This is a genomic window from Bartonella harrusi, from assembly GCF_024297065.1.
In the GTDB taxonomy this organism is placed as follows: Bacteria; Pseudomonadota; Alphaproteobacteria; order Rhizobiales; family Rhizobiaceae; genus Bartonella; species Bartonella harrusi.
The window spans coordinates 1,062,897-1,087,342 of sequence record NZ_CP101114.1; the positions used below are offsets into that span (position 1 = coordinate 1,062,897).

Consider the following 24,446-nt stretch of genomic DNA (forward strand, 5'->3'; position numbering starts at 1 on the left):
AATTCAGATGCGGCGGTGGTGCGGACGGCGGGACTTGAACCCGCAAGGTCTTAGACCGGCAGATTTTAAGTCTGCTATGTTTACCGATTTCATCACGTCCGCGGTAAGAGCATTCTCATAAGCCATATCTTTTGTTGAATCAAGAATTAATGATTAAGAACAGAACTTTTCGTGTTTTGTTTAATTTTTGACTGACAATGGTTCCCTTTATAGCTAGAAGAAGCCTGTATAAGATTAATGGAGCATGAAATGGCTGGATTATGAGTCAATTTATTCAAGATGTAAATAAAGCTATGGTGGCTTTGCATAATGTATTTGCTGAAACACCACTTCAGAGAAATGATTTTCTTAGTCAAAAATATGATGCAGAGATTTATTTGAAACGTGAAGATTTAACACCAGTGCGATCATATAAGATTCGTGGTGCTTTTAATTTTGTTTCAGAAATGCTTGGTGAGATTTCTCAAGATGCTGCATTCGTTTGTGCATCAGCAGGGAATCATGCGCAGGGTGTTTCTTTTGTTTGTCGCTATTTTAAACGTAAAGGCGTGATTTTTATGCCTGTTACAACGCCGCAACAGAAAATCGAGAAGACACGCATTTTTGGTAAAGAGTTTGTTGATATCCGTTTAGTTGGTGAGACATTTGATCAATGTTATGCGGCAGCGCAATCTTTCTCTATGGAGAGTGGAGGGGTGATGGCACCGCCTTTTGATGATATTCGCATCATTACCGGACAAGCGACAGTTCTTTGTGAGGCTATTTTGCAATGGAAAAAACTCAATGGGGAAAGCGAACCAGATTTAATCATTGTGCCCGTCGGTGGCGGTGGTTTAGCGAGTGGTGTGAGTAAGTTTTTACATGAATATGGTTGGAAAACGGAGATTCGTTTTGTTGAGCCGCAAAGAGCTGCAAGTTTGCTTGCTTGTTTGAAGAGTGGAAAACATGTCAAACTTGAAAATATCGATACATTTGTGGATGGTGCTGCTGTAGCTGAAATTGGTACGTTAAACTACACAATGCTAAAGAAATTTTCAGCAGATTCTGTTATTACAGTTCCTGAAAATCGTGTTTGTTCTACAATGGTTGAAATGCTTAATGTTGAAGGGGTTGTTTTAGAACCAGCTGGTGCTTTATCAATTGATGCTCTTAATAGTCTTTCTTCTCAAGAGTTGAAAGGAAAAAAAGTCCTTCTCGTTATTTCAGGTGGTAATTTTGATTTTGAGCGTTTGCCCGATATTAAAGAGCGCTCTCTACGTTTTCAGGGCTTGAGAAAATATTTTATTTTTAGTTTTCCGCAACATCCTGGTGCTTTGCGTAATTTTCTTACTCAACTCTCTCCAGATGATGATATTGTGCGCTTTGAATATCTCAAAAAATCATCGAGAAGTTTTGGTTCTGTTTTGATCGCAATTGAAACAAAAAAATACGATAATTTTTGTCTCTTAGAGAAAAAGTTTCAAGCTTTAGGTTGGCGTTATCGCGATATTACCGATGATCAAACATTATTCGATTTTGTTATTTGATAAGTTAAAACTTTTGTAAGAATGAGAGATATTAAGGATGAAAGTTGTTTTTTATTTTTTACTGGGACTGTTTTTGTTTTTTAGTGTTGGTAAACAAATTATTGCATCGGAGTTACAGACAATACAAAAAAATGAACTTTCAAGATTAATTATTGATGTCAATAATGCTGTAAAAAATGAAAACTTTGCACTTATTGCTTCTTATATGCCCGATCGACTCTATAAAGAAATGGCGCGTCGGTTGAATACAACAGAGGATAATTTACGCAACAGTTTTCTTAAACAGTTGCATGTTCAATTTGAGAATTTGCCTGCTGGTGCTTATCATTTAGATGAAAAGAATATAGAATATTTACAGACTGATAAAGGGACTTTTTATGCTTTGATTCCGACTACGCTTGAGACGAATGATCGCATCATTCAATATAAAACTTTGGCGATTTTTGATAAAACGCAATGGTCATTAATTTATGGTGGTCAGAAAACGATACAAAATTCGGTTTTTCTAGAGATTTATCCTGATTTTGATAAATTACATTTACCAAAGAAAATCGTAATAAAGAAATAAAAGATCAAAATATTATTTTTCTTGTTTATGGTAAATCACTTTCGTAAAGTTCTTGCTTTTTTGTGGTAATCCGATGATAATAGAGATGAAGGTGCTTATGCTGGTTAACTGGCTCTTTATTAAAGTAAGATTTATGCCACCTTTGCCTTGATTTCAGGGTTCTCACGGGTTGCGCAAATCGCTCTTCCAAGCGTTGCTTTACAAATTTGAAAGACCAAGATTTCTTTTGCGCGGATTCTTGAGTTATTGGATTTAGCTCCTTACTTGTTGAGAGTTGTGGAGTTGAGGAAAGATTTTATTTTGAATATAAATAACGTTTTCACAAAATTAGGTTTGTCTCCTCTTTTGATTAAAAACTTGCTTAGTGCTGGTATGCGTAAACCTACATCTATTCAAGAACAGGCAATTCCAGTGATGCTGAAAGGGCATGATATATTAGGGATTGCACAGACGGGCTCTGGAAAGACCTTAGCATTCGGTTTGCCTATTTTAAGTCAGATTTTGGCTTTGGGAGATAAACGTTCCCCTAAAACTGCGCGCGCGTTAATCTTGGTTCCTACACGTGAGCTTGCTGTTCAGGTTGATGAAACAATTCGTGCTGTTGCGAAAGGAACGCATCTTTCAACATGTCTTGTTTTTGGTGGAGTATCACGTTTAAAACAAATTAAACGTATAAATGCAGGGGTGGATGTTTTAATAGCAACACCAGGCCGTTTAAGAGATCTTGTCCGTGAAAAATGCGTCGATCTGTCTCAAACGCGTTTTTTGGTTCTGGATGAAGCAGATCGTATGTTAGATATGGGCTTTATTAATGATGTACGGCAAATCGCAAAGCTTTTGCATCAGGAGCATCAGTCCGCACTCTTTTCTGCGACAATGTCGAAAGAGATTACCGCACTTGCAAAGTGTTTGCTCAATGAGCCCCTGAAAATAGAAGTTTCTCCTCAAGGGACGACAACTGCGGAGATCAGCCAAAAGCTCTATTGTGTTTCTACGCGTGAAAAAAAGAATGTTTTAGGTAAGCTTTTGACAAATGCGGCTTTTACTTCTGTTATTGTTTTTACCAGAACAAAGCACGGTGCTGATGCTGTCACACGTAGTCTCACAAAGAGAGGGTATTGTGTTGCGACAATTCACGGAAATAAGTCACAAAATGCTCGTCAGTCTGCCTTAAAAGCTTTTCGTGACAAAGCAGTACAGATCCTTGTTGCAACAGATATTGCAGCACGCGGAATTGACATACCTGGAATAAGCCATGTTATTAATTATGATTTACCAGATGAAGCTGAAAGTTATGTGCATCGTATCGGTCGCACAGGACGCAATGGTGCTTCTGGTGAAGCACTCACCCTTTTTGATGAAGGTGTAGAAGGAGCACGGTTGCGGGCTGTAGAGCGTTTGATTCGTATGCGTTTAGCACGTGAAGATATTCCGGAACAGTTTGCTGCTTTCCCAGAGAAGCCGATTGTATCAGAAGGTGAAGAAAGAGGAAATGAAAAAAAATCTCGTTTTAGAAAATCTAAACGTCAGAAGCGGTTTTTAAATTGTAAAGATAAAGCTGAAGAATTACAGGATAAAAATTCTCCTTCTCCAAGTAAAAAACACAAAAAAGCAAAAGCAGCCGTAAAACGGAAGAAGCTTTTTCGTTTTCGCAAGTCAATGAAGAAGGCTGCTTGAGAAAAATTTTTAGAAGAGATTGTGAAGTATTTCTCTCTTTTCAATTTCATCTAAGATTCAAAGAGAGTAAAAGAAAAACAAAGCAGTATTTTTTCTCAAATAAAGGGGATCTTTCAAAGATTGCAATTTCTTAGAAGTAGAAATATTTCCGATATCCAGTATAGCTAAAGATATCTTGAAAAGACACCATGCTGGTATTTTCTTAAGTTATCATTATCTCTTGATGTTTTTGTAGAAAATATCAATAAACTTTGCACTTTTTTAACACCCACCGTAATTCAAAAAACAGAATGAAATACATTGTAACTTATATCTTAAAAATAGTCTTTTAAAAGGTAATTGAGAAGCATTTTATAAAGAAATGCTAAAAAATCCTATCCCCTTGCTTTTATTTGCAGTTGTAGTTTGACAGTATGTTTTGCAGTAAGTGGGAAGAGGTTTGATTAGTTAGGAATACGTGATAATTTGTTGTTTTTATGCATATTTTTTACCTTTAAATGCGTGTTGTGTCAAAAGAGATTTTGACAGCTGAAAATGGCAAAAAGAGCGAAAAATGCCAAAAATTAGAATTTTGCACTAAAAATAAGAAAATCCTTTAAAAGGTCTTTGAAAATCCTTTGAAGAATTTTAAAAAGTCTGTGAAAGCCCAGAAAACCGGCTTTGAAGACCCTTTGAAAAAAATGAAGCAAAAAATGTAATTACCTTCAAAATCAGCCAAAAATGATCAAAAAAGCAAAAAAGATTTTCACCTATTGGTGATTATCTCTTTTTAGAGGCAATATAATTTTATAAATCAAATAATTATATTGTTTTTCTAATGTAAAAAGATTTTCATATTGATTTTTTATTTTAAAGGGACATTAAGCCGTATTTTGTGTGGTTGTTAGATGTGCTTTTTCAGCTTCAATTTGTCGCTTTAAGTGCAACTTTAGAAGAGGAAAAGTAAGTTCGACTTCTTCTGGGTCATTGATGTTTTGAACAAGCTCTTGCAACTTTCTATAAAGCTCTGCCGCTAATTCCGCTATATCTTCAGGGGGGAGTTTTATTTTTGCGTCGCGATAGGTCGTATAAGCTATGCGACCGAGCTTTTTCATCAGCCCAGTAGGGATGGTAGGTGGAGAGATATTGAAAGACCGAGTTAACGTCATGTCTATAAACATTGCATCTTCACCAGTCAAAAGCCAATTCAGGTTTACTCCAAATTTTTCTTTGTATGATGATAAAACGGTTGCGTCTGGAGTTCTATCACCACGTTCGTAATTCCCAATGTAGTTTGACAGTAGGTTTTGCAGTAAGTGGGAAGAGGTGGGATTAGGTAGGAATACGTGGTAATTTGTTGTTTTTATGCATATTTTTTACCTTAAAATGCGCGTTTTGTCAAAAGAGATTTTGACACCTGAAAATGGCAAAAAGAACGAAAAATGCCAAAAATTAGAATTTTGCACTAAAAATAAGAAAAAGCTTTAAAAGGTCTTTGAAAACCCTTTGAAGAATTTTAAAAAGTCTGTGAAAGCCCAGAAAACCGGCTTTGAAGACCCTTTGAAAAAAATGAAGCAAAAATTGTAATTACCTTCAAAATCAGCCAAAAATGATCAAAAAAGCAAAAAAGATTTCCATATGTGAGTGGAAATCTCTAAAAAACGAGTAAAAAACATTATTTATCAATATCTTGTATCAGTTATTTAATGTAAAAAGATTTCCACTTTGATTTTTCCTTTTAAAGGGACATTAGGCCGTATTTTGTGTGGTTGTTAGATGTGCTTTTTCAGCTTCAATTTGTCGCTTTAAATGCAACTTTAGAAGAGGAAAAGTAAGTTCGACTTCTTCTGGGTCATTGATGTTTTGAACAAGCTCTTGCAACTTTATACAAAGCTCTGCCGCTAATTCCGCTATATCTTCAGGGGGGAGTTTTATTTTTGCGTCGCGATAGGTTGTATAAGCTATGCGACCGAGCTTTTTCATGAGTCCAGGAGGGATAGTCTGTGGTTTAAAACCCGCTGCTTTTGCCTTTGCCATGTCACTGAACATCTCACCTTCACCCGTAACAAGCCAATGAGGGTTAATGTTATAGACTCTATGATAGGCATTAATTGCTGAGGATGTTGGTTCGTGTGCTCCGATTTCATAATTGGCAAGGGTATTGCGTTGTAAATTAAGGCGTTGCGCAAAAATTCCACGCTCTTCGTTTCCGAGTACTCGTCGTACTTCACGTAGCCGTTTTGCCAGTTCTGTTTGTGGTTCTCTTTCAAGGCGTGCCAAAAAAATTACTCCAACACCAAATATTTTCTTGCAAAACAAAATATTTGGTATTATACCTCATATTACTGTCTGTTAAAAAAGACAGTTATTACACAAAGAACCCGACAAAAGACGGATGGTTGCGGCATCCGTTTCAAGCAGGAGCGAAAGTTATGACTATCACACAAACATGGGATCGCCATAGTATTTTAGCTGAGCTACGCCGCCGTAATATGACCTTGGCGGAACTCACGAAAGTTTATCAAATCCCGTCATCCAGTGTCAAAAACATTTGGACACGGCCCAATGAAAAAGCCGAACGCGCCATTGCCGATTTTATCGGCTTGCCCGTCGAGCAGGTTTTTAGCGACCGCTACCCTAAAACGAACCGTCGCATTTTTAAAGCAGCAAAACATGCCAATACGGACTTGAGTGCACATTCCACATTGCGCGGTAATGCCGCTTAAACTTTGTTGCAAGGTTGTGCGTGAGTTTTACGCATTTCCCATGAATTTAAATATCATAAGATAAAAAGAGTTATCAATGTCTAAACATCAATACGAAATAGGCAAGATAAATTGCAGAGAGTTGCATAGCCAAACGGCTGTTTGGATAGATTTGTTTTGGCGCTTAGGTGGTAAGCAGGTTTTCTTTAGAGGGGGTTGTTATGGTTGCAGCTTGTAATTTATGGACCCCAGAGGCAAAGAGGGAAATCGTCAATCCTTATTCAGAAGTTGAACGGTTAGAAACGATGCTTGCTTGTTGTTTTAAGGCGGTGAATGGAGGCTTTAGGCATCTACCAATCCGGTATATTATTGATCCGCCGCATGGTTTGTTTGATGCGGCATTAGCACGGCAGATTGTTATTCATATTTTGCATTATCAGTTTGAAGTGCCACGGCGGCGTATTGTTGCCATCCAAGCACGGCAGCGGACTTCTATATCTTTGTCTCTTCAAGTGATTAGTCGGCGTTTGAACGATCCTGTTTTTGCTAGAGCTTATCGAAGATGGGCTGTGCGTGCGATGGATTTGTTTTTTAAAGAAATGAGAAAGGCGGCGGGGTGATGGCACAGTTTCAAAGGCTTTCTCTTGATGTGATTGTGGTGCCGGAGCGTATTCGCCCTGTGGATGATGAGCATGCTAAGGCTCTTGCGCAATCGATAGCGCGAGAAGGGTTGATGAATCCGATTACCGTGCGCCATACGCCCAATGCCAAGGAGGGCAATTATACGCTTATTGCCGGTGCGCACCGATTACGGGCTGCTACGCTTTTGGGCTTTCGCGAAATTGATGCGGTTGTGGTGCAAGCGGATAAGGAGAATGCTGCGTTATTAGAGGTTGCGGAAAATCTGTTTCGTAATGAATTGTCTGTTATTGACCGTGCTTTGTTTGTCCAGACTTACCGCGAATTATGGGAGAAGAAGTATGGGGAAATCAAGTGTGGTGGGGACGGTAGTAACCAGCATAAAAGCAAAAAAGAGCAATTGGGACAAGTTGTCCCTATTGCTCAAATCAGTGACAATGTCTCTTCAAATGACAGTGAAATCGCCTGTGAAGGGGACAAAGTGGCAAAGGGTAAAGTTTACCCTTTGCCAAATGATGGGTCTTTGGAGGAATTCGGTCAAGCTGACCTAATTGCTCAAAGGAGTAGCAATAGTGCAAAGTTTGCACAATTGCATGATGAAGAGCAAATGGGTAAAGTTTACTCTTTTGCCGCACATGTGGCAGATCGTATTGGTTTGTCTCCAAAATCAGTAAGACGTCTTAACAGCATTGCTCGACATTTACAACCGGAGTTGCGTTCGGTTTTGCGTGGAACGGCTTTGGCGGATAATCAGGCACAATTGTTGAAGTTGGCAAAGATGGAGCCGGTTGCGCAACGGAGAGTGGCGGTTGCGTTTCAACAGGTTGAGGGGGATTTGCGGCGGGCTTTTGATTTGGTCAATGGGATTAATACGCCCCCGCAAATTAATGAACAGGAACGGATTTTTGCCCAATTATTGGGGGTGTGGCAAAGGGCGAATGCGCAAACGCGGGCGCGTTTTTGCGACTATTTAGAAAAGCAAGCGGTGGAGGTGCAATGATGAAGATGCATAGTTGCGGGCAGCTTGATTTTTTTCAACAGCCGGTTTTTCCTTGCCGCGAACCGGTTGCACAGATTGATTTAGAGCGGTTTCGCTCACACATGAAGCGTGCCATGGCACGAGCTTTGCGCGAATGCCGGTTTGAACGCAGCGTGGTTGCGGAACGGATGGCACATTATTTGGGCATTGGTTTTTTGAGTAAGGCGAGTTTGGATGCTTATGTTGCTGAGAGTAAGCAGGTTGATATTTCTCTGCCGCGTTTTAAGGCCTTTGTGCGGGCGACAGACGCCTTTTGGCTCTGGGATGAGGTGGTGCGTGAAGATGGTTTGTTGTTGTTGCAAGGGGATGAAGCGCGTTTGGCAGAGATTGCACGGCTCCAGCAAGAACAGCGGGAGATTGCGGCACGGTTAAAGGTTATGCGTGCGACACCTGTGAGAATTAGACGGGGGCAGCCATGAAGGAATGGTTTAGTATTGCTGAATTGGCTGAAGCGGCTTTGCCAGGGTTGCCGAAGAGTCAAGGTGGACTGCGTAAGATTTTGTCGACGAAATGGCGCCATCATAGTGACTTGATACGCAAAGTTAAGGGAGCGTTTCGACCCATTGTCGAGATTCATCTCTCGTTATTACCGGAGGAGGCGCGGGCGGCTTTGTTGGTGCGCTCTGGTGTGGGGTGTGTTTCGGGGGAGATAGAGAATAGTGGACAAAAAGAAGAACTTTGGGCGCGTTATGAGGGGCTTTCAAAGGAGCATAAAAGGCGCTGTGAAGAGCGTTTGAAGGCACTTTGTTTTATGGATGATTTGCTCCATGGCGGTCTTGGCGTGCATGATGCGGCGGTACGGACGGGGGTTCATTTTGGTATCAGTTGTCGGTCACTGTTTCATTGGTGGCAAAGGGTGGAAGGTTATGAACGCCCTGATTGGCTTGCGGCTTTAGCGCCTTGTTATGGTGAGGAGAATTTTTCACAATTTGCGCCTTGTCATGAGGAAGCTTGGGAGGTTCTCTGTTCGGATTATTTACGTCCCTCTAAACCTGCTTTTTCGGCGTGTTATCGACGGATGGTTGTGATTGCACGAGAAAAGGGTTGGGAGCCACTTCCTTCGGAGCGGGCTTTGCGGCGGCGTTTTCATAAAGAAATTTCCAAGGCGGCTGTGGTGTTGGCGCGTGAGGGAGAAGAAAAGGCAAAAAAGCTTTATCCAGCACAACGGCGTGATCGTTCGAGCCTGCATGCTTTGCAAGCGGTGAATATGGATGGGCATAAGTTGGATGTTTTTGTGACTGTGCCTTGGGCTCAAAGACCTGTGCGGCTTTATTTGATAGCTATACAAGATCTTTATTCGGGGAAGATTTTATCGTGGCGCCTATCGGATGTTGAAAGCTGGGAAATCGTTCGTTTGGTGATAGGGGATATGGTTGAAGCCTATGGGATACCGGAGCGCATGACTTTGGATAATGGGCGTGCCTTTACCAGCAAATGGATTTCTGGGGGTGTGCAAAACCGTTTTCGCTTTAAGATTAAGCCGGATGATCCGCAAGGACTTTTGACGAGTTTGGGTGTGCAATTGCAATGGACAACGCCTTATAGTGGGCAATCGAAACCGATTGAACGGGCATGGCGTGATTTGGCGGAGGGGATTTCGAAGCATCCTTTTTGTGCGGGGGCTTATACGGGCAATAAGCCGGATGCTAAGCCTGAGGATTATGGTAAGCGTGCGATTGGATTTGAAGAATTTAAAGCCCATGTTGGCGCGCAGATTATGGCGCATAATGAGCAAACGGGGCGCAAGGCGGTTAATTGTGCGGGACGCAGTTTTGATGTGACCTTTGCTGAGAGTTTAAAAGCCGATGGGACGATTGTTCGGCAAGCAACAGCGGCGCAACGGGCTTTATGGCTTTTGACTTCACAAGCGCTTCGGGCGCAAAAGGGCACGGGTGAGATCCATTTTTATGGCAATCGTTACTGGGCGCGTGCGTTGAATGAATATGCGGGGCAGAAGGTGATTGTGCGCTTTGATCCGGATGATTTGCATCAGGATTTGCGGGTTTATGATTTGAACAATCGGTTTATTTGCATGGCATCTTGTCTTTGTGATGTAGGTTTTTACGACCAGCAGGCAGCGCGTTTGAATGGGCGTTTGCGTAAAGAATATGTGAAGGCTGTGAAAGCCGAAAAGCAGTTGGCAGCTAAACTTGCCCCTGATCAATTGGCGGATGTTTATGGGCGCCTTGAACAAAAGGGCAAAGAGTTAAAACGCAAATCTGCGATAAAGCCAAAGGTTACGCGATTGGTTGCAAACAATATGGGGAATTTGGCTTTGACAGCAAAGGAGGATGAGGCTTTGGAAGAAGAAGAATTTAGCCAACATCTTCATAAGGCTTTGAGACGGCTTTCTGTCTGTGATGGGGGGCGTGAAGTGATAAAGTTTCCTAAGCAATAGGAAAAGGAGAGGGGGATTTTAGGGGACTGGTTGAGGTCCATGTGCGGGGTTGAAGAATGAACAGAGAAAGGGGGGAGAAGTCTTATCCATTTCAATTTCTAAATTAATACAATCCAATTTTTATGCGTCTTTGCCTGATTGGGTGAGGAGTATGGAGTGATTTAAGTTTCCCCTTTGAGTGAAAAGGTGCAGGGGGGAGATTGTCGGGAGCCGGTTGAGTATCGCGTACGGCTTTAGGTTAAAAAAATGGGTAGGTTTGCGACCCCTACCCATTCGTCTAAATCAATACGAGAGGGAGATTATAGATGAAATACGCGATCAATGCAACAGTTGAGAAAAATCCTTGGGCGCGACCAAAAATCCAGCCCGAAATAGCAGCAAACCGCAACAGTGATGATATTGCCTTATGGAATACGCTTGTGGATTCGGTGAGAGCTATCGCAAAAATGCATGATTGGACGAAGGCGGAAGTTGCGCGGCGCATTGGTATGCCGGATGGAACATTTTCGCAATGGTATGCGGGCAGTTATGCGGGGCAATTGGGCAAGCAGAATACAAAAGTTCAACAGTGGGTAGAGGCTTTAAAGGAGGTGGATGCGCTTTTTGAGCGTATTCCTGAAAAGCCGGCCTTTCAGAGGAATCGTATTGCACAAGAAATCATTGACACTTTAACACTGGCACAAAGCACGGGCGATATGGTGATGATTACGCTTGATGCGGGCAGTGGCAAGACGGAAACATGCCGTCATTATCGTGCAACGCGCCCGCATGTTTATTTGGTGACAGCAAGCCCGCATACGCGCAGTGTTCATGGTATTTTGAATGACATGGCAGCAGAATTGGAAGTGGTGGAATATAATCCCACCCGCTTAACACGCGCTATTGGCAAGAGGTTAGAGCGGGTAGGTGGTGGGACGTTATTGATTGTTGATGAGGCGCAAAATTTAACGGATGAGGCGATTAATCAATTGCGCCATTTTGTTGATATCAACGGCACGGGTTTGGCTTTGGTTGGCAATGATGAGATTTCTGGACGTTTGGTTCACCGTCAAAATGGCCCTTCTTATGCGCAAATTAAAAGCCGTTTGGCAATGCATTTGAAGCGCCGTAAGCCCTATAGTGAAGATATTGCCGCCCGTATCCATGATTGGGGGATTGAAGATGTTGGGGCGGTTAAGTTTCTGACAGGGATTGGTTTAAAGGCTGGTGCTTTGCGGCAAATTGATAAAACCATGATGCTGGCACGCATGGCAGCCCTTGGAGATGGGTGTGAGGTCACGCTTAAACATGTCAAAGCGGCGTGGAAAAACCGTGACGTGGAGGAATTGGCATGATCCCTTTATGCGATAAAGAATTATCCGATACGCTTGTTGGTCTTTATGACGATTATCAACGTGGTTTTGAGATTGGCGAGCAGCTTAAACTCTGTGTTGATTTGGCGTTATCGCTTGAATTGGAATTGAGTATTCACCGTCTAAGCGAAGCAGAAGCGGTTTTAGAAAGCCAAGTGGTGGACTCTTTTGCCCGTTGCAAAATCCTTCTTCAAAGAGGGATGAGGCAGGAGATGAGACAAAAACAATTGGTGAGACAGGTACAGTTATTCATATGGATTTTGGAGGAGGCAAGTCATGAAACGCAATCCCTATATGGTCGGCGAATGTTTGGTTGCCATGCGTTCTGCTTTGTTAAAGCATGAGTTGGAAGGCATTTTTTTGAGTGGACAAGATGTTCGAGAATTGAATGATTATTTGCGTCGTTTGGCGCGCTATAACCACATTTTGGGTCATGAACTTTGTCGGTATCGTTGGCAAATAAAGGCGGGGTACCAGCTGCAGTCATGTGAAATTGTACCGTTTCGCCGTTTGCAAAAAAATAAGGAGGATTTTTGTGATGAATCAACGAATTGAGCTTGAAGGCACGCATTATATGAAGGATGCGAAAGGGGCTTTGGTACCGATTAATCTGATCCGTCCTGCGGATTTATTAGAAGATGAAACGGTGCGTAAAATTATGGGCTTTGCCAAAGAATTATCGGCAAGGGTTGCACGTTTTAACAATCATACGATTGCGGATTTGAGTGCCTTTGATCGTTTGCTTGCGCAAGAATATGGTGTGGAGCGGCGTGGCAAAAAGGGCAATTGTACTTACACAAGTTTTGATGGTTTGCAACGCATTCGGGTGCAAGTGCAAGAGAGCTTTGATTTTGGTCCGCAATTGCAAACAGCCAAAAGCCTTCTTGATGAATGTTTAAATGAGTGGTCTGCGGATGCGCGTCCTGAAATCCGCGCTATTATTACGCGTGCTTTTAATACCGATAAAGAAGGGAAAGTCAATCGTGGCGAAATCTTTATGCTGTTGCGTTTGGATATTGATGACCCTCGCTGGAAGGAAGCTATGCGTGCTATTCGTGAAGCGATCCGTGTGACGACCAGTAAGGAATATGTGCGTTTTTATGAACGGGACAGTTTGGAGCATCCTTGGCACCCTGTCACGATTGATTTGGCAAAGACGTAAGGAGACCTCATGTCTTTGGCTGTTCTTCATATGGGCAAACGTGCTTTAGGTCTTGATGATGAGACCTATCGCGCTTTGCTTTATCGCTTAACAGGCAAGCAATCGGCAAAAGATTTAACTGTTTTAGAACAGCGTCTTGTTGTTGATGAGATGAAAGCGTGCGGTTTTCAGGAAAGTAGAAAACGGTTAGAGGGCAAATATGCTAAAAAGCTTCAGGCTTTATGGATTGCGGGATGGAATCTTGGCATTATCCGTGATCGTTCAGATAAGGCGTTGCTTGCCTTTGTCAAGCGGCAAACGGGGATTGATCATATTCGTTTTTTACGGGATGGGGATGATGCGGCTAAAGCTATTGAGGCGTTAAAAAGTTGGTTAGAGCGTGAGGGCGGGGTTGACTGGAAAGGGAAAAAGATTCAAGATTCTTTACAGAAATTACTGGGGCAGAAACTACCGGGATATTTGATTTTATGTGCCCAATGGAAGCGTTTGCATCCGCATAGTTCCTTTGACTGTGAGGCTTTTCATCAAGGTGTTATGGCTGAAAGCGGTAAGGGGGTGGGCGAGATGGATGTTTTTGCTTTTAGAGAAGTGATGAATGTTTGGGGGCGGAAAATTCGCGGGAGGAAAGGTTATGGGGGATAAGCGAGCGTGCAAGAGAAAGCTTATAGCGATTTTCCTGCATTGTTGTGTGAAATAGCCGCTGTTGCTGGCAATGAGGCGGCATGGAATATGATGCGGGCTTTTGGTGGGCGACAGGTTTATCTTCCTGGGCGCCTTGAAAATGCTGATTGGTTGGTTGAAATTGTAGGGCTTGAAGAAACAGAGCAACTGATCAAGCATTTTTGTTTTAATGGTTCTGGTGTGCGCCTTCTGATCCCCCTTGGCAGAGATGCCGAACGGCGGCAAAAAATGATAAAAGCCTTGCAAAAAGGCTGGTCTGTTGATGCTGCATCTGCTGTTTCTGGTATGCATGTGCGTACAGCTTATCGCTTGAAGAAGAAAATTTCTTTGCAAGAACCCCAAGGTCTCTTATTTCCAGAACTTTATGAGTATTGAGATTGTTTGACTGACAGTGTCAGACTTATCTTTGCGATTAGAAATCCAATAAACTGCGCATGAATTTTATGCACTCAGTGGTTTGTTATGGTTTCGATAGACAGTTCTTTTCTTCATAAGCTTGCGCCTCGATTGGCGCATCATGCGCGCCAAGATTTTATTATTGTGGAAATGGCACGGGCATTGCCTGAAGCTTTGTCTTATGCTGCACTCACAACACCGTTGCGTATTGCGCATTTTCTAAGTCAATGTGCCCATGAAAGTGATGGTTTTTTTACGGTGTGTGAATATGCTTCTGGTCGTGCTTATGAGGGGCGCAAAGATTTAGGCAATGTTAAGCTAGGGGATGGAGTGCGCTTTAAGGGGCGCGGTTTGATCCAATTAACGGGGCGCAAGAATTATCAACGTTTTACGCAGTTTTGGTGTTCGTTCAATGAACAGGCTGTTGATTATGAAGCTTTTCCAGAAATGGTGGAAAGGTTTCCAGCAGCCCTTTGGTCGGCTATTTGGTTTTGGCAGATGAAAGGTTTGAATAGGTTAGCAGATCAAGATGATTTGCTAGGGATTACCAAGGCGATTAATGGAGGAAAGAATGGCCTTATGCAACGCTTGACCTATTTGAATCGCGCTAAAAAGCTTTTGGGGCTTTTTTGCGAGGCGAAGCTATGAAGCCGGCTTATCGTGGTTCGAGACTCTATTTATGGTGGTCTTTTTGGTTTGCTTGGGGAGTTGTTTTTTTGCTCATTTTTGGTGGTTTGTTAGGTGTGGAGCGTATTGTTGATATGGCCGCCATTGCTATTCCCTCAATGGTGGCGATTATCGTTGGCAATTTGGGTGTGCACCGCGGCTTTGGTTCATTGGATTTTTCTAATAGGAAGCATTCCAATAAGCGGCATATCAGCTCTTATGATGTGGGAGAAAGAGCGCATTGGGGGGATAAACGCAATGTTTAATTCTTCTTTAAAATTGTCTTTTGGGATGGTTTTTTTGATGAGTGCGCTGTTGACGGAATTTGGCGTTATGAAAGCGCAAGTTTTCAAAGCGGTAAAAGCGCGTGATTTGTATTGGCAATTGGAAATTGCCAAGATTTCGGCGCGCGCACAGCTTGAGAAAGAGCGGCAGAGGCAAGCAGCAGATGCTGCTGAAAGTCGTGCGCAAAGGATGATTGCAGCTTTGAGACAAGAGCTTATAAAAATGGAGGCAGCAAATGGAACTTTGCCGATTACTGGCTGTGGTATTGAGCTTGAACGTGTGCGGTTGCTCAACAAGCAAGCCGGTGGATAATCTTTCTTATCGGTTTTTATCGGTTACATTGCCGCCTTTAGCCCAAGTTGCGTGTTCTCGCCCGCTTTTCCTTCCAGAGCGTGCTTTGAATACACGAGAAGTGGTGCATTATTGGGGGCGTGACCGTGCGGCTTTATTGATCTGTGAACAGCGTCGTGCTGCTGCTGTGAGAGCGGTTTTGAGCAAGGGGGAGGGGGAATTGAAGTGAATTTGGATATTAGTGTTGCCAATGGCTGGTTGTCTTTACTGCTGTCGATTATAGCGATTTGTGGTGTTTTGAAAGCCTATTTTTCTTCTGGTGCACGAGAAATGTTGAAAGACATCGTGTTGCTTAAGGAGCGTGTGCAAAAGTTAGAAACAGAGATGGATTTTTTGCCTGATCGCGACGGACTGCAGCGGTTGGAGGTGAATATGGAACGGTTGAATGGGCGTCTCAATACACTTTCTGCGCAGTTGCAACCGGTGGCGGCGATTGGAGAGCGTTTGCAAGAGTTTTTACTGGAGAATGCCAAAAAATGAAAGCAGATATGGATAAGATCATCCGTGAAGAAGCGCGGTTGATTATTTTAAAAGGGCTCCTTTGTGAGCACAGTGAGACTTTGTCGAGTGCGATGATTGAGAGGCTTTTATACAGCTATGGTATCAGACGCGATCGGGACTTTGTGCATAATGAATTGGCTTTTATGGAAGATCAGGGTGCTGTCACATTAAAACAGGTGGGTTCGGTTTTGCTTGCGGCGTTAACAGAACGGGGGGCGCGTCATTTAGACCGGAGTTTTCCTATTGAAGGGATTAAGCGACCCAAACGCACATCAATAAAATATGAGGTGAAGGATGCGCAAGGTCGGGCGTGGACGCTTAACGGCGATTGATTTATTGCCGCAAGCTTGTGATCAGATTATTGCTGCGGCTGCTGAGGCTTTAAATGGGCGTGAGAAAACACAAATGGCTATTTATAGTGATTTTAAAGCGGCTTTAAAGGCTTTGCAAAAGGAAACGGGATTAAGTTTTTCGATCCCTTCTTTTTCCAGTTTTAATCGTTATTCTTTGCGTTTGGCTGTGATGTCACGGCGCCTAGAACAGACAAGGGAAATAGCGGCCAGTCTCTCGCAGCGCTTTGATGCTAAAGCTTGTGACAATATTACGCTGTTGACGGCAGCGGCGATTAAAGAGCTTATTTTTTCCACATTAAGCAGTGGGAAAAACCTTTCACCAAAAGCGGCACAAGAGTTGGCAAATGCGCTAAAGGGTGTGTTGGCTGCGGAACATTTGTCGACCACTAGGCGGCAAAAGCTTGAGAAAGATTTTGCTAGCCAAGCAAGCAAAGCGGTTGACGCGGCAGCGGCAGCGGCGGGACTTTCCAAGGAGACAGCGCGTGCCATTCGTGCGCAAGTGTTGGGGATAAAACATGGCTGAAGAGTGCTCTTTTATAGACAATCATGCTGATCATCAAAGCGGTTGTGATGTTTGGAAGGCAAGTGTTTTTCCAAAAGAGCAAGATCCTTTAGCGGATGGTGTTTTGATGGCACATCAACGGGCATGGATTGAAGATAAATCACCGTTAAAACTGGTTGAAAAGGGGCGGCGCACCGGCATTACTTTTGCTGAAGCTTTAGATGATACACTGATTGCTGCAGCTAAGCGAGAAGCTGGTGGTGATAATGTTTTTTACATTGGCGATAGCAAAGAAAAGGGACGGGAATTTATTGGCTATGTGAGCAATTTTGCAAGGGCTATTACCAGCAATAGTGGCGATGTGGAGGAATTTTTATTTTCTGATCAAAAGGCGGATGGCTCGACAAAATATATTTCTGCTTACCGTGTGCGTTTTGCTTCTGGTTTTCGCATTGAAGCGCTTTCGAGCCGCCCTGAAAATATTCGCGGGTTGCAGGGGATTGTGGTGATTGATGAGGCGGCTTTTCATCAAGATGTGCGGGCTGTTTTAGATGCGGTTAATGCTTTGTTGATTTGGGGTGGTAAGATCCGTGTGATTTCCACGCATAATGGCGTGTTAAACCCTTTCAATGAATTGATCCGTGAGGCAAGGGTGGGCAAGGTTCCTTTTTCGCTGCATTGCTACCCCTTTGTTGAGGCGGTTAAAAATGGCTTGTTTAAACGGGTCTGTGCCATGAAGGGGGAGGTGTGGAGTGCAAGGGCGGAGCAACAATGGGAGCAGCAGATTCGTGCGTCTTATGGGGTGCGTTTTTCTGCGATGCGGCAAGAATTGGATGCTATCCCCGCCGATCAAGAAGGGGCCGCTTTAACGCGCTTACAGATTGAAAATTGTTGTGCGCCTGATATTGCGGTGCTGCGTTTTGCTTGTGTGGATGCTTTTAAAAATCAATCGGATTATCAACGAACAGTTGCGGCACTTAACTGGTGTGATGGGCACTTAAAGCCCCTTCATGCTGTGCTTGATCGGCGGCGTCAACATGTTTTTGGTGTTGATTTTGCCAGATCTGGCGATGCAACCTCGATTGTGGTTTTAGAAATTGGGCAAGATTTGGTGCGACGTGTACGGTTTATGGTGGAGTTGCGCAATACACCCTTTGATCAACAAAGAGAGATTTTATTTTATGTGGTGAGTGGTTTGCCGCGTTTGTTGGGAGGCGCTTTGGATGCACGGGGCAATGGGGCTTATTTAGCAGAAAAAGCGGCACAACGTTATGGTGCTTGTGTCAAGGAAGTGCAATTATCGCAAAGTTGGTATGGCAAAGAAATGCCTGCTTACTTAGAAGCTTTTGGGGATGGCTCCATTGTTTTGCCGCGCGATTGTGATATCGTTGCTGATCATCAAGCCCTTTCTTATGTGAATGGCATTGTGAAAATTCCAGACAATCATCGTTTTAAAGGCAGTGATGGTTTTATGCGCCATGGTGATAGCGCTATTGCTTGTGCTTTGGCTTATTTTGCTAGCCGTCAAACCCCTGAGATTTACGACTATATGCCTGTTCGTGCTGTTGATGGTTTTGAGGAAAGTCCGCTTTTTTCAACCCCCTTTTTTTCAACAATGCGGTCAAAGATTTATTGAGGGAATTTATGAAATGGTAAAACTTGTCGACCAATGGGGTAAGGCGCTTAAAGTCAAAGGATTGGAGCGGGAAGTTGCGGCACCAACGATTGGTGGTGTGCGTGATGTTTGGTCACAGACCCTTGTCAGTGGTCTTACGCCCTTGCAACTTGCCGATATTTTGCAACAAGCAGCGCAAGGCACTCCAGAACAATTTTTCCAGCTTTCTGATGAAATGGAAGAGCGTGATTTGCATTATCGTGCTGTGCTTGGCATGCGTAAAAATGCACTCACGGGGGTGGAGCCTGGAGTGATTGCCGCAAGTGAGAGTGCTTTGGACAAAAAGATTGCCGATGCTGTACGGGAAGTGATTAGTGCGCCTACCTTTGTTGATGATTATGTGACGGATTTATTAGATGCTTTGGGCAAGGGTTATGCGGTTGTTGAAACCTTGTGGGACAAAACTGCTACAGCATGGTGGCCTGTTGCGTGGAAATGGCGTGATCAGCGGTTTTTCCAATTGGATAGACGGGATGGTTTTCATTTGCGCTTAAAAGAAGAAGATGGCTCGCAAGATGGTAGCGAATTGCCTGCTTATAAATTTTCCATTCATCGACCAAAGCTTAAAAGCGGTTTGCCAATCCGGACAGGGCTTGCGAGGCTTGCGGCTTGGGCTTTCCTTTTTAAGTCTTATACCTTAAAGGATTGGATGGCTTTTTTAGAAATTTACGGCATGCCGTTGCGTTTGGGAAAATATGGAGCGAGCTCTTCCCATGAGGAGCGACGGGTGCTTATTCAGGCTGTGCGTGATTTATCCAGTGATGCGGCGGCGATCATTCCTAAAGAAATGGAGATTGAATTTATTGAAGCAGCGGGGGGCAGTGGCAATGCTGTTTTTGCCGCGAAAGCGGAATATTTAGATCGGCAGATTTCTAAGGGTGTTTTAGGGCAAACCATGACAACGGATGATGGTTCGTCCTTTTCGCAAGCGCGTATTCATGAAAATGTCCGCCATGATATTGCTAGAGCTGATGCACGCCAATTGGCTTTGACTGCTAATCGTGATTTGATTGTGCCGTTTGTTGATATTAATTTCGGTCGTCAAGAGCGCTACCCGCTTGTCTATTGGCCAATCTCTGAAAATGAAGATATTAAGGCTTTGAGTGATGCACTAGCAAAATTGGTGCCTTTGGGGTTGCATGTTGGTGCGCAAGAAGTGCGCAATAAGATTGGTTTTTCGCAACCAACAAAAGAGGAAGATATTTTAAAGGCTCCTGATCATGTTATCGGTGATGAGGCAAGACAAGAGGGCGGAGAGAAAAGCAAAAGGGCTGATGTTTGTGCCGATTGTGGGGGGTCTTTTGATGTTTCTCTAACAAGAGAGCACAAGGGTGGAGGAGAGCAGGGGGGAGATCATCATGATGAATTGGACCAGCTTTCTGAAGAAGCTTTAAGGGACTGGGAAGAGGATTTAGAACCCCTTTTAAAGCCCTTTAAAAAGCTTGTTGAACAAGCAAAAAGTTATGAGGATATCCTTAAAGGTTTAGATGAATTGCTGGGTGAAATGGATCATCATGCGTTAGCAGCGCGCTTGGCAAAGGTGCAAATGATTGCACGAGGGCTTGGGCATCATGGATGAGGAACTTTTTAAAACAGCTCCCAAAGAGGTCACGCGTTATTTTGCCGCCAAGGCTGTTGTTCCAAGTTTTGATTGGCGTGATATAGCGCCGGAGGAACATGCTTTTTCCTTTACGGTGGCAAAATCGGTTGGCTATGATATTTTGGATGATTTTAAGCGAGCGGTTGGGGAGGCGATAAAAAATCGGCTTCCCTTTCAGGATTTTCAAAAAAATCTGATGCCGCTTTTACAGGAAAAAGGCTGGTGGGGGAGGAAGAGTGTCCTTGATCCACAAAGCGGTGAGAAGAGCGTTGTGGAGTTGGGGAGCCCACGGCGTTTAGAAACGGTCTATTGGGCTAATACCATGAGTGCGCATGCGGCAGGTGAGTGGGAGCGTACGCAAAATAATAAAGAGTTTTTGCCTTATCTGACCTATGCTTTGTCCAGTTCAGAGCACAAACGGTTAGAACATGAAAGTTGGGTAGGATTTACAGCACCGGTTGATGACCCGGTTTGGGATTGGCTTTATCCGCCCAATGGTTGGCGGTGTAAATGCAGTGTGCGACAGGTAAGCCGTTATGAAGCAGAAAATTTAGGCTATGAAGAGGATGCAGCCCCATTCCAAGTGGAACAGAAGGTTTGGCACAATAAACGGACAGGGAAAGTTGAAAAGATCCCAAAAGGAATTGATCCTGGTTGGAACTCTAACCCTGGAAAACATCGGGCGCAAAACTTAAGCCGTTTCTTGAGTGATAAAATTTTTGGGATGCCGGAAGAGCGCAAGCGCATTGCCATTGAAGATATTGTTGGTTCGCCGCTTTTGCAAGCAATGTTTGAAGAGCGTTTGCCGCGTGGATTTCTTCCCATTGCCCCGATGACACGTAAGGTGTGTGAGGTTTTTGCAACGGACAGTTCCTTTGTCCGCCTCTCTTCGGACAGTGTGAAGCATATTTTGTTGGAGCATCAAGCCCGTGATCTGACTTTGGATGATTTTCGTGGTGCTATTCAAACCCTCATCCGCCCCCATGGTATCATCAGGCGAAAAGATGTACCAAGCATTCTGTTTTTTGGTGAAGGTGCTGGGGCATGGTGGCGTTTGGCAGTTAAATTTGTGGCAAGCAAACAAGAATGGTGGCTTATTTCTATGCATAAAAAGAGCTTTAGAGAAATTCAACGTTTATTAAATGCGGCCGAAGAAAAGGGCGAGAGATTGTTGTAGGGAAAATAAGAAGACGTGGAGGGCGGTCAACTCCTCGCAGATCCGGTAAAACCGTCCTGGTATAACTGGCTCACGCCTTCTACTCAAAAGTATAGTCTTTTTAAGCAGAAAAGCAATCTTTAAAAAAACGGCTTGAGAGAGGCTTGTTGGTATAAGACGATAATTTGTACCTTAAAACTTATAACGGCGCTCTATCGCCTTTGAAGTGCCTTTGAAAACGATTTTATAAGAGGGTTTGGAAGAGACTTTTCTCTCATCAGGGAGAAGTGGGGAAAAGGGCGCTTTTAAAGTGCTTTTTAAAATACGCTCTTTTGACTGACAGTGTCAGACTTATAGCGTGGATGGGTTTCGTGCATTCTATTGCCAATGACAACTGTAAAGCAATAGGCAATGATGGAACAGGAATTTCACGAAGATCAAGAGGATAGGCATGCCGGGACATTTCATGATGGGGCAGTTCATACCGCATTGATTGATCTTTGCCCAGAGGTTTTGTGCCAAGATAATCTATGTGAAGACAATTTATGTGAAAACATGACAGGCAACCAAGCGCCTGAATGGGTAGAGATTTTACCCAAAGCGCCCAATGTGAAGGCACGTGATGGGCGAGAATGGCATTATAATCCGCAAAGAATTTTAAAAGCTTTTGAGGAAAATAAAGGACCGCTTGTGATTGATTATGAGCATGGGCAACATCACCGTGCACAAAAAGGTTTAGAAGCACCGGCTAGTGGTTGGATTGAAGAATTAATAGAGCGGGATGGTGCGATTTGGGGACGGGTTAAGTGGACTGAGGTGGCAGCCAGAAAAATTATTGCCCGTGAATATCGCTATCTTTCGCCTGAGTTTCGCCATTCTAAGAAAGGTGAAATTTTGCAGTTAGCTGGTGCTGGTTTGGTCAATCGTCCAGCCCTTGTCATGACGGCTTTAAGCAGTCAACAGCCTTTAGCCCCCCCTTTAACAACTGATGTGGAGAAAGATATGGATTTGACAGCCATTGCTAGCGCACTCTCGCTTTCAAAAGATGTACGGCTTGATGAAATTTTAGCCGCTGTTGCGGCACGCGAAAAGGAACGTGTGGAATTGAATGCCCAATTAACAGAGGCACGCAATCAATTGGCCCTTTTACAGGCAGAGCAAAAAAATGATGCGATTGAGAGGCTTTTAGATAAAGCTATTGAAGAGGGCAAAATTTTGCCAGCTGCGCGTGAGGAATATCGGGCACTGTGTAGCCTTGAAGGGGGCATGGAGCATTTTAGAAGTTTGGTTGAGAAGTTGCCCACTCTTGCTTCAAAAAGTCCTTTAGAGCGCTCTTTTTTGAGACAAGAACAAAATCTTGCACCAGAAGATCTTGCTGTTGCGGCACGCCATTATCAACAAGAACAAGCGCAAAAAGGGCATTTTATCACCATTAGCCAAGCGGTTGATCATATTTGCGAACAAAAGGAGCGCTCGTTATGAGTACAATGATTTTGATTAAATCTTTTCGCGCCGGTGATGAGATTTCGCCTTATTGCATTGTTGCGGCACGCGGTGATGGTTGTGTGGTCACCGCTTCTGGTAAAACAGATAAATTATTAGGGACTGCAGGGTCTTTAAGCGCAAAGGCTGGTGAGATGGTTGATATTGGCCAATGTGGTTGGGGCGAAGTGGTTTGTGGAGGCAATGTTTCCTTTGGTGATTTTTTGACCTCCGATGCTAAGGGGCGCGCCATAAAGGCTGAAGGAACAGATCGCACGATTGGGCTTGCCATGAGTGATGGTTCTGCTGGTGATGTTATTTCTTTTAAAATAAATTAGTCGAGGCTTAAAATGAACAGACCTTTTCCCATTGATCCAACACTTACCGCTATTGCTATTGGTTATCGCAATCCAGCAGGTTCTCTTATTGGCGACAAAGTTTTGCCCCGTGTTTCTGTTTTAAGCGAGGTGTTTAAATATAGTGAATTTCCCTTAGCGGAAAATTTTACCGTTCCTGAACTTGAGGTCGGCCGTAAAGGACGCCCGAATGTGATAGAATTTTCGGCCTTTGAACGGGAAGCCAGTGTCAAAGATTATGGGCTTGATGATCTCATTCCCAATTCGGATATTGAAGCAGCGGCAAGGGCACGGGCAGAAAAACGCTCTCGTTATAATCCTGAAAAGACAGCTGTTGAGGGTCTTGCCAATTTGCTGGAATTGGGGCGTGAAGTGCGTGTTGCAGCCCTTGTGCAAGCGCGTGAAAATTATGCTCCAGAGCGGGTGATTGATCTTAAGGGTGAGAATAAGTTTAGCGATTACGACAAATCAGATCCTTATGCTACTTTAGATGAGGCGATGGATAAAAGCCTTGTCTATACGCCAAACACCATTGTTATGGGCAAAGTCGTTTGGTCAAAACTCAAACGCCATCCCAAAATCATCAAAGCTGTTAAAGGGGGTGGCACTGCGGATGGTTTTGTCACCAAAACGCAATTTGCCGATCTGATGGAAATACACCCTGAGCGTTTACTCATTGGTGAATCGCAAGTGAATTTGGCACGCAAAGGGCGCGCAGCACAATTGGCGCGGGTTTGGGGCAATAAGATAGCACTGCTTTATATTGATCCTACCAAACAACAGGCGGATGGTTCGGTGATTAGTTGGGGCTTTAGCGCCCAATTGGGAGAGCGTTTGTCTGGGGTGATCTCTGATCCAGATATCGGTTTATCGGGTGGTAAACGGGTGCGTGTGGGTGAACGGGTGTGTGAATTGGTGGCAGCCAAAGATGCTGGTGTTTTGCTGCAAGAGGTTGTCTGAGGAAAAGAGACTCGATGGCTTATGCAAATAAAACCTTGATTGAAGAGCTCTGGGGTGACGATTTCTTGGATGATTTGTGCGGGATTAGCGAAAATCCAGACAAAGCACTCTCTGATCAAGCAATTTTTCGTGCGCTAGAACAAGCAAGTGGTGAGATTGATGCCCATCTGTCTCATCGCTACTGCGTCCCGATTGCCGGACAGCCAACAGCGTTGGGCATGATTTGTGTCAATCTTGCTGTTTATAATTTAGCCATCCGTCATACGGCTCTTACCACCACCATTGAAGATCGTCACAAACAGGCGATTGATCTTCTCAAACGCATTGCGGAGGGCAAAGCGGGTTTAGGCTTAGATGAACCAAAAATTATGAGTGAAGATGGGCCGGTGCGTGATGGTGCTTTTTTTCACGCAAAACCACGTTTGATGGGGCGATAA

General features: G+C 43.7%; 28 protein-coding genes, 1 tRNA gene and 2 pseudogenes. 28 read left to right on the forward strand and 3 right to left on the reverse strand.

The window, feature by feature from the left end; genetic code table 11:
- Positions 1–16 precede the first annotated feature (16 nt).
- A tRNA-Leu gene (locus NMK50_RS05010) sits at positions 17–102 on the reverse strand.
- A gap of 158 nt (positions 103–260) precedes the next feature.
- Here NMK50_RS05010 and ilvA point away from each other — a divergent pair.
- From ilvA to NMK50_RS05025, 3 genes are all read left to right on the forward strand, one after another.
- Positions 261–1,526: a threonine ammonia-lyase IlvA gene (ilvA, locus tag NMK50_RS05015; protein WP_254771100.1), complete on the forward strand. Its 1,266-nt coding sequence runs from the start codon at positions 261–263 to the stop codon at positions 1,524–1,526.
- A 37-nt stretch (positions 1,527–1,563) separates the two neighbouring features.
- Positions 1,564–2,094, forward strand: coding sequence for a hypothetical protein (locus tag NMK50_RS05020; protein ID WP_254771101.1), 531 nt, complete (start codon positions 1,564–1,566; stop codon positions 2,092–2,094).
- A 267-nt stretch (positions 2,095–2,361) separates the two neighbouring features.
- On the forward strand, positions 2,362–3,771 hold the full coding sequence (locus NMK50_RS05025) for a DEAD/DEAH box helicase (RefSeq protein WP_374112210.1): 1,410 nt from the start codon (positions 2,362–2,364) through the stop codon (positions 3,769–3,771).
- A gap of 860 nt (positions 3,772–4,631) precedes the next feature.
- On the opposite strand, the pseudogene NMK50_RS05030 reads toward NMK50_RS05025, so the two are convergent.
- Both NMK50_RS05030 and NMK50_RS05035 read right to left on the reverse strand, forming a co-directional pair.
- Positions 4,632–5,039, reverse strand: a pseudogene (locus NMK50_RS05030) (helix-turn-helix domain-containing protein); the annotation flags it as partial.
- A 460-nt stretch (positions 5,040–5,499) separates the two neighbouring features.
- The gene (locus NMK50_RS05035; RefSeq protein ID WP_254771102.1) at positions 5,500–6,030 is read right to left on the reverse strand and encodes a helix-turn-helix domain-containing protein; all 531 of its coding nucleotides are present in this window, start codon (positions 6,028–6,030) and stop codon (positions 5,500–5,502) included.
- Positions 6,031–6,182: 152 nt separating this feature from the next.
- Between NMK50_RS05035 and NMK50_RS05040 the strand changes: the two genes are divergently transcribed.
- From NMK50_RS05040 to NMK50_RS05160, 25 genes and pseudogenes are all read left to right on the forward strand, one after another.
- A complete protein-coding gene (locus NMK50_RS05040) occupies positions 6,183–6,476 on the forward strand; it encodes a helix-turn-helix domain-containing protein (RefSeq protein ID WP_241437195.1) in 294 nt (97 codons plus the stop codon).
- 200 nt (positions 6,477–6,676) lie between these two features.
- Positions 6,677–7,075 (forward strand): hypothetical protein, encoded by a 399-nt coding sequence (locus NMK50_RS05045; RefSeq protein WP_254771103.1) that lies wholly within the window; start codon positions 6,677–6,679, stop codon positions 7,073–7,075.
- Positions 7,075–8,094 carry a ParB/RepB/Spo0J family partition protein gene (locus NMK50_RS05050; protein WP_254771104.1) on the forward strand — a complete coding sequence of 340 codons (1,020 nt, stop codon included), beginning with the start codon at positions 7,075–7,077 and terminating at the stop codon, positions 8,092–8,094. Before NMK50_RS05045 ends, NMK50_RS05050 begins: the two co-directional genes overlap by 1 nt.
- Entirely contained in the window at positions 8,094–8,552 is a 459-nt protein-coding gene (locus NMK50_RS05055) for a hypothetical protein (RefSeq protein ID WP_254771191.1), read from the forward strand. The genes NMK50_RS05050 and NMK50_RS05055 overlap by 1 nt, the downstream gene beginning before the upstream one ends.
- Complete coding sequence (locus NMK50_RS05060; protein ID WP_254771105.1) at positions 8,549–10,531, forward strand: transposase domain-containing protein; 1,983 nt, start codon at positions 8,549–8,551, stop codon at positions 10,529–10,531. Before NMK50_RS05055 ends, NMK50_RS05060 begins: the two co-directional genes overlap by 4 nt.
- 305 nt (positions 10,532–10,836) lie before the next feature.
- Positions 10,837–11,865 carry an AAA family ATPase gene (locus NMK50_RS05065; RefSeq protein ID WP_254771106.1) on the forward strand — a complete coding sequence of 343 codons (1,029 nt, stop codon included), beginning with the start codon at positions 10,837–10,839 and terminating at the stop codon, positions 11,863–11,865.
- Positions 11,862–12,163 (forward strand): annotated as a pseudogene (locus NMK50_RS05070) (hypothetical protein). Before NMK50_RS05065 ends, NMK50_RS05070 begins: the two are co-directional and overlap by 4 nt.
- Positions 12,160–12,438: a hypothetical protein gene (locus NMK50_RS05075; RefSeq protein WP_254771107.1), complete on the forward strand. Its 279-nt coding sequence runs from the start codon at positions 12,160–12,162 to the stop codon at positions 12,436–12,438. The pseudogene NMK50_RS05070 and the gene NMK50_RS05075 overlap by 4 nt, the downstream one beginning before the upstream one ends.
- Positions 12,422–13,045 (forward strand): DUF3164 family protein, encoded by a 624-nt coding sequence (locus NMK50_RS05080; RefSeq protein WP_254771192.1) that lies wholly within the window; start codon positions 12,422–12,424, stop codon positions 13,043–13,045. Before NMK50_RS05075 ends, NMK50_RS05080 begins: the two co-directional genes overlap by 17 nt.
- Positions 13,046–13,054: 9 nt before the next feature.
- Positions 13,055–13,687, forward strand: coding sequence for a regulatory protein GemA (locus NMK50_RS05085; RefSeq protein ID WP_254771108.1), 633 nt, complete (start codon positions 13,055–13,057; stop codon positions 13,685–13,687).
- A gap of 6 nt (positions 13,688–13,693) precedes the next feature.
- A complete protein-coding gene (locus NMK50_RS05090) occupies positions 13,694–14,101 on the forward strand; it encodes a helix-turn-helix domain-containing protein (protein WP_254771109.1) in 408 nt (135 codons plus the stop codon).
- 87 nt (positions 14,102–14,188) lie between these two features.
- Positions 14,189–14,770 carry a glycoside hydrolase family 19 protein gene (locus NMK50_RS05095; protein ID WP_254771110.1) on the forward strand — a complete coding sequence of 194 codons (582 nt, stop codon included), beginning with the start codon at positions 14,189–14,191 and terminating at the stop codon, positions 14,768–14,770.
- Positions 14,767–15,054: a hypothetical protein gene (locus NMK50_RS05100; protein ID WP_254771111.1), complete on the forward strand. Its 288-nt coding sequence runs from the start codon at positions 14,767–14,769 to the stop codon at positions 15,052–15,054. Before NMK50_RS05095 ends, NMK50_RS05100 begins: the two co-directional genes overlap by 4 nt.
- Positions 15,047–15,385: a hypothetical protein gene (locus NMK50_RS05105; protein ID WP_254771112.1), complete on the forward strand. Its 339-nt coding sequence runs from the start codon at positions 15,047–15,049 to the stop codon at positions 15,383–15,385. The genes NMK50_RS05100 and NMK50_RS05105 overlap by 8 nt, the downstream gene beginning before the upstream one ends.
- Positions 15,378–15,593 carry a hypothetical protein gene (locus tag NMK50_RS05110; protein WP_254771113.1) on the forward strand — a complete coding sequence of 72 codons (216 nt, stop codon included), beginning with the start codon at positions 15,378–15,380 and terminating at the stop codon, positions 15,591–15,593. The genes NMK50_RS05105 and NMK50_RS05110 overlap by 8 nt, the downstream gene beginning before the upstream one ends.
- Entirely contained in the window at positions 15,590–15,904 is a 315-nt protein-coding gene (locus NMK50_RS05115; protein ID WP_254771114.1) for a DUF2730 family protein, read from the forward strand. The genes NMK50_RS05110 and NMK50_RS05115 overlap by 4 nt, the downstream gene beginning before the upstream one ends.
- Positions 15,901–16,257 carry a VpaChn25_0724 family phage protein gene (locus tag NMK50_RS05120; RefSeq protein ID WP_254771115.1) on the forward strand — a complete coding sequence of 119 codons (357 nt, stop codon included), beginning with the start codon at positions 15,901–15,903 and terminating at the stop codon, positions 16,255–16,257. The genes NMK50_RS05115 and NMK50_RS05120 overlap by 4 nt, the downstream gene beginning before the upstream one ends.
- Positions 16,220–16,801, forward strand: a complete 582-nt coding sequence (locus tag NMK50_RS05125) for a phage protein Gp27 family protein (RefSeq protein WP_254771116.1) — start codon at positions 16,220–16,222, stop codon at positions 16,799–16,801. Before NMK50_RS05120 ends, NMK50_RS05125 begins: the two co-directional genes overlap by 38 nt.
- Positions 16,794–18,416, forward strand: coding sequence for a hypothetical protein (locus NMK50_RS05130; RefSeq protein WP_254771117.1), 1,623 nt, complete (start codon positions 16,794–16,796; stop codon positions 18,414–18,416). Before NMK50_RS05125 ends, NMK50_RS05130 begins: the two co-directional genes overlap by 8 nt.
- A gap of 13 nt (positions 18,417–18,429) precedes the next feature.
- Entirely contained in the window at positions 18,430–20,034 is a 1,605-nt protein-coding gene (locus tag NMK50_RS05135; protein WP_254771118.1) for a DUF935 domain-containing protein, read from the forward strand.
- The gene (locus tag NMK50_RS05140) at positions 20,027–21,232 is read left to right on the forward strand and encodes a phage head morphogenesis protein (RefSeq protein ID WP_254771119.1); all 1,206 of its coding nucleotides are present in this window, start codon (positions 20,027–20,029) and stop codon (positions 21,230–21,232) included. The genes NMK50_RS05135 and NMK50_RS05140 overlap by 8 nt, the downstream gene beginning before the upstream one ends.
- A 393-nt stretch (positions 21,233–21,625) precedes the next feature.
- Entirely contained in the window at positions 21,626–22,693 is a 1,068-nt protein-coding gene (locus NMK50_RS05145) for a phage protease (RefSeq protein WP_254771193.1), read from the forward strand.
- Positions 22,690–23,031 (forward strand): capsid cement protein, encoded by a 342-nt coding sequence (locus tag NMK50_RS05150; protein ID WP_254771120.1) that lies wholly within the window; start codon positions 22,690–22,692, stop codon positions 23,029–23,031. The genes NMK50_RS05145 and NMK50_RS05150 overlap by 4 nt, the downstream gene beginning before the upstream one ends.
- 12 nt (positions 23,032–23,043) lie before the next feature.
- Complete coding sequence (locus NMK50_RS05155; RefSeq protein WP_254771121.1) at positions 23,044–24,009, forward strand: major capsid protein; 966 nt, start codon at positions 23,044–23,046, stop codon at positions 24,007–24,009.
- Between the two features lie 14 nt (positions 24,010–24,023).
- Positions 24,024–24,446 (forward strand): gp436 family protein, encoded by a 423-nt coding sequence (locus NMK50_RS05160; RefSeq protein WP_254771122.1) that lies wholly within the window; start codon positions 24,024–24,026, stop codon positions 24,444–24,446.

Bases quoted from the DNA above. Each gene is read 5' to 3' on its own strand.
- NMK50_RS05065 (WP_254771106.1), top strand. From the start codon at position 10,837: ATGAAATACGCGATCAATGCAACAGTTGAGAAAAATCCTTGGGCGCGA.
- NMK50_RS05100 (WP_254771111.1), top strand. From the start codon at position 14,767: ATGAAGCCGGCTTATCGTGGTTCGAGACTCTATTTATGGTGGTCTTTT.
- NMK50_RS05050 (WP_254771104.1), top strand. From the start codon at position 7,075: ATGGCACAGTTTCAAAGGCTTTCTCTTGATGTGATTGTGGTGCCGGAG.
- NMK50_RS05125 (WP_254771116.1), top strand. From the start codon at position 16,220: ATGCGCAAGGTCGGGCGTGGACGCTTAACGGCGATTGATTTATTGCCG.
- ilvA (WP_254771100.1), top strand. From the start codon at position 261: ATGAGTCAATTTATTCAAGATGTAAATAAAGCTATGGTGGCTTTGCAT.
- NMK50_RS05120 (WP_254771115.1), top strand. From the start codon at position 15,901: ATGAAAGCAGATATGGATAAGATCATCCGTGAAGAAGCGCGGTTGATT.
- NMK50_RS05085 (WP_254771108.1), top strand. From the start codon at position 13,055: ATGTCTTTGGCTGTTCTTCATATGGGCAAACGTGCTTTAGGTCTTGAT.
- NMK50_RS05130 (WP_254771117.1), top strand. From the start codon at position 16,794: ATGGCTGAAGAGTGCTCTTTTATAGACAATCATGCTGATCATCAAAGC.
- NMK50_RS05160 (WP_254771122.1), top strand. From the start codon at position 24,024: ATGGCTTATGCAAATAAAACCTTGATTGAAGAGCTCTGGGGTGACGAT.
- NMK50_RS05135 (WP_254771118.1), top strand. From the start codon at position 18,430: ATGGTAAAACTTGTCGACCAATGGGGTAAGGCGCTTAAAGTCAAAGGA.
- NMK50_RS05150 (WP_254771120.1), top strand. From the start codon at position 22,690: ATGAGTACAATGATTTTGATTAAATCTTTTCGCGCCGGTGATGAGATT.
- NMK50_RS05045 (WP_254771103.1), top strand. From the start codon at position 6,677: ATGGTTGCAGCTTGTAATTTATGGACCCCAGAGGCAAAGAGGGAAATC.
- NMK50_RS05095 (WP_254771110.1), top strand. From the start codon at position 14,189: ATGGTTTCGATAGACAGTTCTTTTCTTCATAAGCTTGCGCCTCGATTG.
- NMK50_RS05060 (WP_254771105.1), top strand. From the start codon at position 8,549: ATGAAGGAATGGTTTAGTATTGCTGAATTGGCTGAAGCGGCTTTGCCA.
- NMK50_RS05075 (WP_254771107.1), top strand. From the start codon at position 12,160: ATGAAACGCAATCCCTATATGGTCGGCGAATGTTTGGTTGCCATGCGT.
- NMK50_RS05155 (WP_254771121.1), top strand. From the start codon at position 23,044: ATGAACAGACCTTTTCCCATTGATCCAACACTTACCGCTATTGCTATT.
- NMK50_RS05080 (WP_254771192.1), top strand. From the start codon at position 12,422: ATGAATCAACGAATTGAGCTTGAAGGCACGCATTATATGAAGGATGCG.
- NMK50_RS05140 (WP_254771119.1), top strand. From the start codon at position 20,027: ATGGATGAGGAACTTTTTAAAACAGCTCCCAAAGAGGTCACGCGTTAT.
- NMK50_RS05145 (WP_254771193.1), top strand. From the start codon at position 21,626: ATGGAACAGGAATTTCACGAAGATCAAGAGGATAGGCATGCCGGGACA.
- NMK50_RS05040 (WP_241437195.1), top strand. From the start codon at position 6,183: ATGACTATCACACAAACATGGGATCGCCATAGTATTTTAGCTGAGCTA.
- NMK50_RS05105 (WP_254771112.1), top strand. From the start codon at position 15,047: ATGTTTAATTCTTCTTTAAAATTGTCTTTTGGGATGGTTTTTTTGATG.
- NMK50_RS05020 (WP_254771101.1), top strand. From the start codon at position 1,564: ATGAAAGTTGTTTTTTATTTTTTACTGGGACTGTTTTTGTTTTTTAGT.
- NMK50_RS05055 (WP_254771191.1), top strand. From the start codon at position 8,094: ATGAAGATGCATAGTTGCGGGCAGCTTGATTTTTTTCAACAGCCGGTT.